Origin of the sequence: Streptomyces sp. NPDC093598 (assembly GCF_044764825.1) — a bacterium.
Lineage (GTDB): Bacteria > Actinomycetota > Actinomycetes > Streptomycetales > Streptomycetaceae > Streptomyces.
Genome location: NZ_JBIWIV010000001.1, coordinates 1,106,577 through 1,119,228 on the forward strand (window position 1 = coordinate 1,106,577; position 12,652 = coordinate 1,119,228).

Below are 12,652 nucleotides of genomic sequence, written 5' to 3' on the forward strand. Positions count from 1 at the left end.
CGTCGGTGTCAGGCGAGTTGGGCGGCGATGGCTTCGGCCAGCTGGGGCGGGACGCCGAGTCGCGCGCGCAGGGTGTCGGTGTCGATCGGCGTACCTGTACGGGCGTGGTGGTCGTCGGCGACCTTGCGGGCGTGGTCGACCAGCGCGGCCGGGACCGGCACAGCAGTAGCGGGCACGGGCGGGGCGGGCTCGGCAGCCGGAAGTGCCGGAGTGCCGTCGACCGCCGGGGCCAGCTCGGGCTCACGCTCTGGTTCGGTCTCGGTAACCGGCTCAGGGTGCGGCTCGGTGACCGGGCCTGCGGGTGCCGGCGGATCCGGCACCGGGTCTGTGGCGGAGTGGGCCAGCAGGGTGCCGCCCATGAAGGCCAGGGCGGGCCAGGCGGCGACGAGGATGCGCAGCCAGGCCGGGACGTGGTCGAGGTCGAGGAGTCCGGCGGTGGCGACGTTGGCGCCGAGCGAGGCGACCAGGGCGATCACGAACCAGCACCAGGCCAGCCGGGACGGCCCGTCGGAGCGCAGCCGCCGCCAGGCAGCGACCAGGAGCAGGTCCACCGAGATCGGGTAGGCCCAGGCCTTCCAGCCGTCCTGTCCGGCAGCGGCGGCAAGGTCGTGGAGGTGGGCGAAGGACAGCGCCCCGGCGATGACGGCCTGGACCAGGACGGCGTCGACGCGGAGAGCGGGGCGAGTCATCACGGCTCCTTCCTGTCGTGAGGCATGGGAGGGGTAGGGACCTGGCGCGAAGCGGTCGCGCCGACCGGTGGAGCAGGGGGGGTCAGGCGGTGGCGGGGGCTGTCTTGGACAGCGGCACCCGGGCCGAGGGCAGCGCGGCGGCCGCGGGCCGGAACGGCGCCAGGGCGGGCACGTCGGGGGTGCGGTCGGCGTACTTGTTGCAGAGGTTCACGGCGTGGCGCAGCGAGGTGTGCGGGGCGCGGATGCGGTGCCAGCCGCCGGTGGAGTCACCGGCGATCGCGATGCCGCGTGTCTCGGCGGGGATCTGGATGGCGGCCAGGACGGCGTCCGGGGAGATGTCGCCGAAGGCCATGTTGGCGGAGGTCTCGTCGTTGACGCGGTGGGCGGTGCGGCCGGTGAGCTGGGCGCGGAGCATGGTGATGCCCTTGCCGAGTTCGGAGCCGAAGCGCTGCCCGCAGATCTCCAGGTAGATGCCGGCCGCGCGGCCGAGCTGGGCGAGACGGACCAGGGCGGTGATGATCCGGTCCCGGCGCTTCTCCTCCTCCTTGCTGGCGAACAGGGCGAGTTCGGCGACCTCGTCGACCAGGACCACGACCGGGACGGGGCGAATGTCGTCGGGCAGGTCCCAGATGTCGGCGGCGATCTCCGCATCCGGCACCGTGACACTGATGCGCTGCTCGGCCCGGATCAGTTGATAGACCTCCTCCATGTGGGACACCAGGGCTTCCAGCAATTCCAGGGCAGTGTCGGGGTTGTCGGCGAGGGCAGAGAACCGGTGCGCGAGCGGGAACAGCTCGACGCCTTGCTTGCAGTCGATGCCGACCAGGGCGACGTCCATCGGGGCGAGCCCGGCGACCAGGTTGCGCTGGTAGACGGACTTGCCGGACTCCGTCGCCCCGAGGGTCAGGCCGTGGGGGACGGCGCGGTAGTCGCGGTAGTGCACCGAGCCATCCTCCCGCAGCGCGACCGGAACCCGCATCGGGCGTGTGTCGGTCTTCGCGGGCATCTGCACCTGCTTGAGCACGTCGTAGCCGGTCATCCGCACCTCAACGACACCGGAGCGCACCTCACGGGAGGTCACGCCGTACATCCCGAAGGAATGCCGCAACCGGTCCGTCGCGGCAGAGACGTCGAAGGCGTCCTGTCCCGGTCGGAGCTTGAGACGCAGGACCAAGCCGGTGCGGGTGGGCCGCAGCCGCAGGATGCGCGGGATACGGGAGTCCGGTACCGGCCGGTTGGCCACCCGGGCCAGAGCCAGCCGCCAGCGCGAGGGCGGAACCGTCAGGCCGCAGGCGTCCATGACCGAGGCGTAGCGGACCAGGACCCGCACCGTGGCGACGAAGACCCCGAAGGTCAGCCAGTACCAGGCGGGGCGCCGCCACCGCAGGAGACCCGCAGCGGCGACGACCACAACCACAGCGACCATGAACCAGGTCATGATCATGCCGCCTCAGAGGCCGAGCCGGTGGCGGCCAGGGAGGTGACGGCGACCGCGCGGAAGGCGATCCCGTGGCGCTTCTGGCCGTTGAACTCGTTCTCCCACGGCCGGGCGATCAGACCCGTCAGGGCCACCGGCGTGCCCATGGCCAGGTCGCTGGAGATACCGGGCTCCGGGACGGTGACGGACAGGATCTCGACTTCGTCGTTGGCCGCGAACATCACGTCCACGGTCATCAGCTTGACGCCGTCGGCGTCGAGCGCGATCTCGCCGGTCCGGCGGTCACGGACCTTGGGCTGCGGGGCCTTGGCGACCATCACGGTGGCGCCGGACGTCTCAACGGGAATCTGACGCATGATGGAACTCCCTTGCGAGGGGCGGGAGCGGCGTACTTGCTTGGCGGTGGGTCGCCGCTCTCGTGCATTGACAGATGGATGCAGCAAAGCTGCGGGGAGTGCGCCCCAACTGGTGCGCACCAGCAGGCTGCATCTGGTGCGCACCAGATGTCAAGCGCTGTCGCTGCTTCGGCATCTCAACTCGCCTTGCTGCGATGGTTCTAGGGAACCGTCTCCGCCAACGCCCCGGTAGCCAACAGGGGTTAACACCTGACGCGTTAACCCCTGCCGACCTGCGGTGATCTCAGGCATGCTGCAATGAGGTCTCTGTAACCCAGGCAGGGCGGCGCCACGTGACGAACGGACTCAAGACAGCAAGGAGCGCACGGGAGTGGTCGCAAGAGCGGCTTGTTCGGGAGATCGAGCGCTATGCGCGACAACACATGCTCGACGTCGCATCAACAGCCAGCCTGCGCGTGTACGTCTCGGAGTGGGAGAACGGCCGGCGCTCCATCTCAGCCCGCTACGCGAAGATACTGCGAGCGCTGCTCGGCATCACGGACGACGAGCTGGCGGGCAGGACAGAGTTGCTGGTGCCTGCCGCCACGACCGACGGGTACGACGAACTGATGGGCCGTATCGACGCGGCTCGCAGCATCAGCGTGACCATGGTGAGCACGTTCATGGATCAAACGGAACTGCTCAGGACCGTAGACCGGCAGATGGGTGCAGCAAGCCTGGTCGACCAGATGACGGCCCACCTTGCGACGCTTGAGGACGCTCTCACCTTCGCCGTCCTGCCCGAGACACGGCGTCCCGTCGCACGCGCCTTGGCTGGAGCAGCGACGCTGGCCGCCTGGCAAGCACTTGACGTCGGAGCCATCGAGCGAGCCTGGCAGCACTACGAGTTGGGCAAGCGAGCCGCCCAAGAAGCCGAAGAGCCGATGTACCTGGCACACGCCACAGCCGAGCAGGCCTACGTCCTCTGCGACGCCGGACGCGCACCCATGGCAGTGCAGCTCATCCACGAGGCCCAGCGACTCGGCGGAAAGGCCATGTCCCCCCGCCTTACAGCCTGGCTGTACGCCGCAGAAGCCGAGATATGCGCCCGAGCGGGTATGCCCGACGACTGCAAGCGCGCACTGAAGAGCGCGGCGCGCTCCCTGCCCTCGGGTGACGAAGCCCGTGACCCCGACATGCTGAGCATCTTTCTCAACGGCGGGCACCTCGCCAGATGGCGGGGTAACGCGCTGGCCCTGATCGGGGACGAAGAAGCGGTAGAAAGCCTCTACACCGCTCTGGACACCGCCGACCCGACGTTCATACGGGCCTCCGCAGGTATGCGCTGCGACCTGGCCCAGGCACACATAGCCCGCGGCGAGTACGACCAGGCGCACAAGCACCTTCGCCAGGCCCGCCTGATAGCGAACCGCACCGGGTCCGTGCGCCAACGGCGTCGAGTCGAACAGCTCACGCAGCGTTTGTAGGCGGAGCTCCAGCACCTCGTGCGGAGAGGACATGGAGCAGGGCCACGAGCGTGCCGGAGCCCATTAGTTCACCCCGCGCCATGAGACCAGGAATGTCGGCGAGCGGCACCCAGGCGATGTGCCCGGCCTCCTCCAAATCGGACGGCTCACCAACGAGCTTGGCGCCCTTGCCCACAAATATGTCGTGCGGTGAGTCGACCATGCCCACCATGGGTTGATACGTGACCACGTGCTCCAAGGAGCCCGGCCGCCAACCAGTCTCCTCCTCGACCTCACGCAGCGCCGTCTGCAACGAGTCTTCCCCCTCGCCGACGATGCCGCCCGGGAGCTCCCACCCGAACGAGTCGGGCACGAAGCGGTAGCGCCACATCATCAGGACACGGTCTTGGTCGTCGATGACGGCCGCGATGGCCACGTGATGAAGTTTCACAACGTGATGCTCGAAGCGCTCGACCCCTGGCGGTTCGACGTCGACGAGGCTGAGCTTCACCCAGCGGTTGTCATACAGAGTCCGCTCGCCATGGATCTGCCACGGTTCGACATCAGCCGGCGCCTGCGTCGTCACAGACCGATCGGGCACCCGGTAGGAGCTGCGGCCGTGCACCTCGATCACACTCTCCGCAACGAGCTTGGCGAGCACCTGCCGTAGTGCAGTCCGGCCGATGGCCAGCTCTTCCGACAAGGTCCGCTCAGAGGGAAGCTTGGAACCTGGCGGGTACTGTCCCGTCGCGATCCACTCGCGAATCGTGCGGTAGACCCGCTCCGACTTGGGTCCCATCCGGTCAGCACGCTCCCTGTCGTCCTCTTATGTCGGCCGGCACAAGCGTAGCCCGGAGCCCACTCTCAAGAGTAGGCACTGACCACGTCGACGATCAGCAGCCAAGCCGAGGCAAGCGGCGTCAAGCATCTCCCGGGACCGGACAAGATCAGCAGCCAAGAGTGCGGTAGAACTTTCCCTACTTCATCAAGGCGGCTCGCTTCGCTCACCGCGCGCGGCCCGGCCCCCGGCCGGGCCTGCGCTCCTGTCTCCGCCCCGCTCCAGCCCGGCCGGCGCCCGTGCCGCGCGCACAGCAATCAGCCGCCTGATGCCAGAGAAGGGGTACGTCGTGGCTGGGGCGGTCGGCTCCACGGCTTTACGGAGCCACTTTGGCGCGAGCCTCGAAGATCATGGCCCCAACGTCGTGCTTAACCGGGCAGGTCCACAGACTGCCCGACGCGCCGGAAGCTTACGGGGCCATGATCACTCGCGCCAAAGCAGCGCCACCCCAAAGCCGCTCCACCGACCTCGCGCTCGTGTCGCAGAACCCTCTCGCTAGAGGCAGGATGGCAGCTAGATTACTGACGTCACGTCAGGGGTCCATGGAGAGCAGAAGCGCAAATGAGAATATCGCACCACACTTTGAGCCAGCTAAATTTCGAGCAGGCACTCAAGGAAGAAATCGAATGGCAGCCCGATCTCACCCCCAAGCAAGTAATTGATCTGGCCCTGTCAAGCGAGGGCACAGATCTGGCGAAGTATGCGGATTACCTAGAGGGGCTGACGAAATCTGGGACGATAACACCCCGCGCAGACCTGATCACCGCCATTAAGTGGCGAAATGGGCGTCGCCCTGTACACATCATGCCGATTCATGAGCGCACGTTCTACCGGTCCGTCGTTAATCTGCTCAAGGAGGACCTACCACCTACGGACAGATCACCAGAAGCGTATGAGGAATTCGAACTGGGCCCCACGGAAGACACTTCAGCCAGATTCGTGATCAAAACGGATATAGCAAACTACTATTCTTCCATCGATCACGAGTTGATGAGAGATGAAATTGTGGCACGCACTGGGCGTAGCGAAATTGCGTCCATTCTTTGTGACTTCTGGCGTGCAATTCAGAATCGCAGCGTCGGGATTCCGCAGATGAGCGAGCCCAGTAAGGTTCTGTCTGAGATTCTCGTCGATAACCTGCATCGCAGTCTAAACAGAAAGGGCCTCAAAGTATGGAGGTATGCGGATGACTTCCGCATAACTGCCAGATCAAGACAGGAAAGCATCGCGGCACTCGACATCATCCACGAGGAGTCGCGGCATATGGGCCTTTGCCTCAACGACTGGAAGACTCACCTCCTCTCGATCGAACGCTATAAGCAGCTGGCAAACGAAGACAAAGAGAAGGAGGAAGAAGCAAGAACATCGGCCCAGAATAGCCTTATGTACTGGAGTCCTTATGAGGAATATCAGCGTGAGCCAGGAATTGACGAGGTCTACGTAGAAGCTGCCGAGACCCTGCTCCGTGAGTGGCGGGATGAAATCCCGGATGCGGTGATTGAGCACAGCGGCCTCCTGCAGCGCCATAAGCTCATTCGCACTTCGCTCAACGTGTTGGAGACTTTCGAAGAAGCCTCCGGCCTCCCATATCTGTATGACGTCCTGCTTCGCGAACCCCAGCTAACACCTGCAGTATTTCGATATATCCACAACCTAGGGGTGGCCTCGCCAGATGCTGCGGCGAGTGCCTGTGTGCAGATCTTGGAATCCGGCATACTAAATCGATGGCAACAGCTCTGGTTGGCTTGGTCTCTGCAGTCGACGGAATGGTCCATTAGCCGAGTCGTAGCTGACTCGATCGAGTTGCGCAACTTCCTCAAAGGCCTTCTGCACGATCGCTCAGAGGTAGTCCGAGGTCAAGCGTGCCTCTCCCTTGCCGTGAACACCTCCCTTAGCCAATCCGAATGGGCATCAGTACAGGAGTCGAGCGGGTATCTAGCAGCGCCCTACGCTGCGGCTGCGTTGGCCGGCGTGCAGGGTATTGACGAAAAGCAGCGAGCCCGACTCAGGCCCACCTCAAAACTAGACAAGCTCGCAGGGGAATGGGGTGCCACGTGTATTCCCTCGAAATAAGCGAATCCGCCGAAAGGGCCTGTCGGTCCGTAATGCACGTTTGTGCCGATTGGGAATCAGTAGCTCGCGCTATAGATGAGAGGGATCGCGTTTCCTCGGCGAACATAAGTGCTGAAGACCACCTCTCCACGCCTGAAAGCTCACAGTGTCTCTCGTATCTGGCCAGGATGGTCACACAAGCGGAGAGCTTTACCTTCGGCAGGATTCGAGAGAGAGTGGAATCCCACGTCAAGAGCACTGATAGCCCAATGCTGTCCCAGCTCTATGAGAAAAACAAGAATGCGTTGGACTCAACTTGGGAGAACGCATTGAATGCATTTCGAGATTGGTGCTCTATTGATTTGCGCGAGGCGGCCGGCTGGCCGCGAATGCAAACACTGATTGAGGTAAGGAACGCCTCTGCGCACGGTGGAGGTTACTTCACTGAGCGCCAGAAAAAGAATAGGCAGCAATTCGACAAAACTAGGAGGGTGCTGCAAGAGATAGGGTACGGGGTAGAGGGCAATCAGATTGTGGCTGCTCGAGGAGCAGTCAGAAAGGAGGCGCGATCGATATGCGCCTTCATTCAGGAAATAGATGCGCTTACCCGAGTGTAGGGTCATGCGGGACAGTGATAATTTGACGGCCCTGCGTGGGCGACAGCCGCCGAGGTATGCGGCTCTGAGGAGCCCTTCCTCTGCCCAGTGCATACATACGCGCGGGTAGTCGCTCAAACACCCGGCATCTTGGCTTACTAGATCCCACGCCGCGAAATACCATCATGCTGGCCTTGCCGCTCTTCTTCCTGCGGTAAACCCACCGCTTCGCGACATGTGTTGCGGCGAGGGCGATAGCGCCAGGACGGTATCCAGGCGACGCCGGCACTCGGGGGTGCAGGGGAGCGACACCCCCGCCGCGAGGGTCACCCGCCCTACCCTGCTTCCGACCGTGGCGCGCCAGTCGACCCGTTGTTGGCGATCCAGTAAACCCAACCCCTGGTTACGTACTGGCCCACGTTCAGGGCAGACGAAGCGGTCGCAATTGGGTGCTGCGGCACAGCAGCGAGGTACAGCAACCACCGTGACCGCAGGCGACCATCAGCGGCCTTCAACGGCTGACTGACGGACGTAGAGGTCATGCCATTTCAATTCTAGTTGATTAGGAAATCATGCGAAGCGCCAGGGTGACTGAGCCGAAGCGCGATAGTTGTCACATAGGCGCGCTATCTGTCGCCAGACTTTCCATAGCTGCCCCGGCTCATGCTGACCTTCGAGACCTGACGCACACTGTGGAATGACGGCCGATGGGAGGAGCAGGATGACGCTGAACATCACCGTCGCCGCTCGCTGGCTCATGACGCAGAGCTCGGACTTCCGCCTCACGAGCTCGGGGACCGCGGTGAGCGAGACGACGCAGAAGCAAGTCGTGTTGCAGTACATGGGCTGGTCGGGGCTGGTCTGTTACACGGGCGTGGCGCGATACGGCCCCCACGACACGGCTGCGTGGTTGGCAGACGTCTTGACACACAACCCCGGTCAGCGCAGTCCAGACCAGGTTGTCGATCGGCTGGTTGAGGAAGCGACCGTTTGGCTGCGTCAAGTTCCCATACGGCATAGGTGTCACACCTTCACCATGATCACCTACGAGAGGGGAAAGCCCAACGTCTATGTGATCTCGAATTTTGAACGCCCAAACGGACCACAGTTGGCAAGCCCAGCTGACAGGCTCTTCTGGACCCGCGTGCGGCCCCGAGGACCGCGGTGCATTGTGACGGGGTACAGCCCGGCAGTTCTGGATTCTCAACGCGAGGCATTGAGGGCCTGCTGGCGTCGGTTCCGTCGCCAGAGCGTCTCCGGGAGGCAGTTGCCACGACCAGCCGCGAGTCATCGGCCAGGGCAGAAGGGACCGTCGGTGAATCGTGTGTGGTAGCCCATCTCTGCCCAGACGGCTCGGGGGAGGCGCAGGTCTTCGGGAACCTGAGCGAGGAATTTCTGCCGACCATGATTACGAATGGCCACAACGTCGCCTCTCTCGTTCCGACCGTGATGGACCAGGCCGGCCGAGCGGGTCCTCATCGCCTCGTCGGTGCAACCTGGTCGGCCAATGGCGCAGCCACCGCGATGGTGGGTGCCTATCGGGCGCTCTCACAGCAGGCGGGAAGCGGGTGGCCTTCGGGTGCCCCTTCTGTCAGTGGTGACAAGTAGGCCGCCTCTCAAGTGACAACCCGCCTGCTTCACTCAACGAAAGTGGCCAGGTCAATCGGCTGTACCGGTGACAACTATCGTGCTTCGGCACAGTGACCATGAGTACCATCACAGCATGGGGACAGCAGCAAACGAAGATCTCAAAGTCTTTTGCCGCCAGATTCGGGAGCGTTCGCGCGAACACCAGGAAGCTATGGCAGTAGCCGCAGAGCGAGGCTGGGCGTCAATCGCAATCGGCATCTTGCGGCAAGAACTCGACTCAATGGTCCGAGTCATCTATCTACTCAGGCAGCCGAGCGCACTCCGTGCTGACCTTATAGCTTCATCCATCTCTGGCAACCGTTGGAGAATCCCGACCGACAACGGAAAGATGAAGCCGGTCACAGACCGCGACATGGTTGACCTAGCTCAATCCCTCAGCGGTTGGACCCGAAACGTCTACGAGTTCGGCTGTAGATTCATCCACCTGTCAAGCGCTCACGACTATCTAGCTCGTGACCCGTTTCGGGCCCTCCCTAATGAAGAGCGAGAGATCGTCGCCAAGTACATCAATCATTATCACGGTGGCCTAGGCGAGAGGATCTCCACCGACTCCGCGTTCAGTGAAATCGTCGCCTATTCACCTTCCATCCTAAAGAAGATTTCTTCGAACCTCGAGCGCGAGTTAGCGGCCCTTGAAGGAGATGGCTGCGCCTAGGGAACTTCTTGCAACTCGCGGTACTGGTTCAGATCATAAAGAAACGCACTCGCCCTGACCGTTCTGCGCCCTTGCCGTCGCGCCTGACCACCCCGACCGCATCTAGGTCCCTGGTCTTAAAAAGGTGCAGACCAAGGGTCGTCAGAATTTCTCCTCTCGAGAAATGGCAGAGTGCGCTGAACCCCTTCGAAACTGACATGACTGGCGCACTGCGTCCAGTCGCCTGGCAATCGACCCTGTTTTATATCAATACCGTACACCATTGCAGGGACAGGCCCCATTGAGCTAGACCAAAACTCTTCAAACTCATCCGACAAAAGCGCATTCAAATGCCAAATCGACGCCTCAGGGCCGGTCGCAGCCGGATCGCTGGAGGCGACAAATCTCAGTTTCGTCGAGCCCGCAGAGTGAGCTGGAGTCGCAAATCGCAAGTATTCCATTTCAGTGTCCAGAGCAGACAAGAAGGTGCTGACTGTTAGATTCGGACTTTCGATCAGGCTCTTCAAGATGATCGTTGAGCCGGCACTGTCATTCCTTCGATGCTCTCCGGTACTGGGCCATCCGATATCGTCGAGCGCCTTGCCAACCCACGCTCGCAGCTTCCTCCGTGTCTCGACTTCTAGAGCAGCTGGGTCTGTCCACTCAACTCGCATGGCAAGGATGGAGATCCTGGATTGTTCTGCTGAAACCAGGGAAGTCTCGCGAGAATCACGCGTAGGCTGCTTTCCGGACTCCTGAGAGGTTGTGGAACCCGACGCAGCCAGCCAAAACTGATAAATGCGACCCTCTTCAGCAGCCGCGTCCGAACCAGGGACCGTCTGCGCTAGCGCCAACACCAGCACTTGCAGCAGCCCCCAGGCGGGTAGGCGGCCGCTCGAAAATGCGTCATGGATCCGGCTCCTACCAGCGATGCCTCGGCCGCCGATCCGAACCTCTAGGTCGCGCACCGACGGTAGCCCTGCTCGCAAGTGGAGGTCATGCAGCGCAGCGTTGAGATCCTTCTTCGGTCCCTCTGGCAGATCTGGCCGCTTCAAGATCGCCAAGGCTGCCCGCCCCCAGTCCTATTCCGTCCGATGTTGTCCGACGATACCGCCTCCCGTCCACCCGTGTCCGTGCTGTCCAGGGCCAACGCAGGCTGAAGGTCATGGACTTGGCTTCGGAAGGACGGCAGGAATGTGGGTAAACACGCTTCCCTGGGAAACCATCGGCCAGAGCGCTGCGAGTGAAGCGGTTGGGTCACTCGTAGCTACCGGCCTTGTGGCTGCTGGAGGTTGGGTGCGCCGCCGCAGTCGTCAGCGCCGACAGACCAGGCAGTCCGAACACGCCGCTGGCGGTCTGCCGCGGCCCTCGGAGGGTAGTGACCAGGTCGGTACTTGAGCTGCGACCGTTGGCCCATGCCTAGGTGCACGGGTGACCAGCCTGCGTAAGGTGCGGCCTGCTCGTCACCGTCCTCGTAGGTCATTGCTGTACAGCGATGAAGTACTGCAGCCACAGCGGCCACTCCACTCGTGGCTTCTAGCGCAACCCGTACGGCCCTCGCTGATCAACCCTGCATCTGACATCCACGGCTGACATCAACGAGGCCGGACGGAGGTGTACACCAGCAGCCCCGTCCGGCCGTCCCAGTAGTCGACAGCAGCAGTGGGATCAGACGCGGATCGAACTCCTAGTGCGGTGGTCAGGACTTGCGCGAACTGGACCTCGGCCGTTGCTCCGCAGGGAGTTGGAGCTAAAGTCCGCGTCATCTGACGCCCGTCGGCAGTAGGGTCAAGCATGCTTGAGACATCAGAAGAAGAGGGACTGCTTGCGCTCTTGCCCTCCCAGGAAGAGTATTTGCAGCGCCTGTCTCTGATCTTCCCTGCCACCGCTGCCGGCGCACCACACGGCGCCAGTCCGGGAGCCGCGGCTTTGGTCTTCGTTGCCCTTTATGTCGGTTCGGTCGATGGAGTGCGGCCGATCAACATCGTGGCAGTCACAACGATGAGCGACTCGATTGCGGCTCGACGCAGCGAGACGGACCGCCTGGCCTACTACGAGGCAGTGACAGGGGCAGGGGGCGAGACCGCAGTCAGACGGCTGTGTGACCAAGCTGGCTTCCCACGTGGCACACCCTGGTACAAGCCCAACTCACGCGAGTACCTGCGCGCGGAGCCAGTTAAAGCACTACTAACGACCGGGGCTTTGTTAACCGCGGCTTTACCCCCGACCTCACCGCGCCCCAGGTATTCTCTAGATTCTTCCTTCGCGGCTCTCTTCGCGCCAGAGTTGTCGGGCGATTCCCTAACTCTGGCCATTAAGCGTTGGCGGGCTAAGCTCGCCCCAACTGCACCTTCGCCCGCAGCAGACAATCGATTTGCTTTGTCTCACGCATACTCGGCAATTGTCTGCGGCAATCCCGAAGCACTGCTAGGACGCAAAGAGTGCAAGTGGCTTGACGTCAAGAGTCAGCCATACAAGCTGGGGAACTACGCAGCTGATGAGGAGTTGTGTAAAGATGTGGCTTCGTTCGCCAATCTGCAAGGGGGCCTGCTAGTCATTGGTTTTTCAACAGTAGCTAAGCAGGATGGCGAGATCATCGAAACCATCACCCCACTCCTGGTTACAGAGACCAATAGAGATCAATATCGAAAAATCCTACGCAGTCGAATCAAGCCGTACATCCGCGGCCTCGAAATTGAATGGTGCTCTATTGATTCCGAAACAGGCGTGCTGGGCATTTACATCCCGCAACAGCCTGACGCGCTCAAACCATTCATTCTGTCCAGCAAGCGAGATCCGACAGCCGTCAAATGCCCGATCAGGGACGCTGACGGAACTCACTGGCTGAGCGCCGACGAGCTGGCAAGGTACCTATCCCTCGGCTGGAACACGACACACTAAGAAACACGTTGGCGCGCGCGGCGACTGGACAGGAGGTCGTGCGCTTCCCGAGA

9 protein-coding genes are annotated in these 12,652 nt (G+C 62.5%); 5 read left to right on the forward strand and 4 right to left on the reverse strand.

The annotated features are described in order from the left end of the window. Window positions 1–8 precede the first annotated feature (8 nt). From ACIRDU_RS05110 to ACIRDU_RS05120, 3 genes are all read right to left on the reverse strand, one after another. A complete protein-coding gene (locus tag ACIRDU_RS05110) occupies window positions 9–689 on the reverse strand; it encodes a DUF2637 domain-containing protein (RefSeq protein ID WP_403574572.1) in 681 nt (226 codons plus the stop codon). 82 nt (window positions 690–771) lie between these two features. Continuing rightward, a complete protein-coding gene (locus ACIRDU_RS05115; protein ID WP_403574575.1) occupies window positions 772–2,127 on the reverse strand; it encodes an FtsK/SpoIIIE domain-containing protein in 1,356 nt (451 codons plus the stop codon). A gap of 2 nt (window positions 2,128–2,129) precedes the next feature. Continuing rightward, window positions 2,130–2,483: a hypothetical protein gene (locus ACIRDU_RS05120; RefSeq protein ID WP_356656522.1), complete on the reverse strand. Its 354-nt coding sequence runs from the start codon at window positions 2,481–2,483 to the stop codon at window positions 2,130–2,132. Window positions 2,484–2,905: 422 nt separating this feature from the next. On the opposite strand from ACIRDU_RS05120, the gene ACIRDU_RS05125 reads away from it, so the two are divergent. Beyond that, window positions 2,906–3,949 (forward strand): XRE family transcriptional regulator, encoded by a 1,044-nt coding sequence (locus ACIRDU_RS05125; protein ID WP_403575168.1) that lies wholly within the window; start codon window positions 2,906–2,908, stop codon window positions 3,947–3,949. Here the strand turns inward: ACIRDU_RS05125 and ACIRDU_RS05130 are convergent. Further along, the gene (locus tag ACIRDU_RS05130; protein WP_403574579.1) at window positions 3,933–4,727 is read right to left on the reverse strand and encodes a GntR family transcriptional regulator; all 795 of its coding nucleotides are present in this window, start codon (window positions 4,725–4,727) and stop codon (window positions 3,933–3,935) included. The genes ACIRDU_RS05125 and ACIRDU_RS05130 overlap by 17 nt on opposite strands. Window positions 4,728–5,327: 600 nt before the next feature. On the opposite strand from ACIRDU_RS05130, the gene ACIRDU_RS05135 reads away from it, so the two are divergent. From ACIRDU_RS05135 to ACIRDU_RS05150, 4 genes are all read left to right on the forward strand, one after another. Continuing rightward, window positions 5,328–6,839: an RNA-directed DNA polymerase gene (locus ACIRDU_RS05135; RefSeq protein WP_403574581.1), complete on the forward strand. Its 1,512-nt coding sequence runs from the start codon at window positions 5,328–5,330 to the stop codon at window positions 6,837–6,839. Beyond that, entirely contained in the window at window positions 6,821–7,435 is a 615-nt protein-coding gene (locus ACIRDU_RS05140; RefSeq protein ID WP_403574584.1) for a hypothetical protein, read from the forward strand. Before ACIRDU_RS05135 ends, ACIRDU_RS05140 begins: the two co-directional genes overlap by 19 nt. Window positions 7,436–9,137: 1,702 nt before the next feature. Continuing rightward, window positions 9,138–9,719 (forward strand): hypothetical protein, encoded by a 582-nt coding sequence (locus ACIRDU_RS05145; protein ID WP_403574586.1) that lies wholly within the window; start codon window positions 9,138–9,140, stop codon window positions 9,717–9,719. Window positions 9,720–11,492: 1,773 nt separating this feature from the next. Then, window positions 11,493–12,599, forward strand: coding sequence for an RNA-binding domain-containing protein (locus ACIRDU_RS05150; RefSeq protein ID WP_403574588.1), 1,107 nt, complete (start codon window positions 11,493–11,495; stop codon window positions 12,597–12,599). Window positions 12,600–12,652 lie beyond the last annotated feature (53 nt).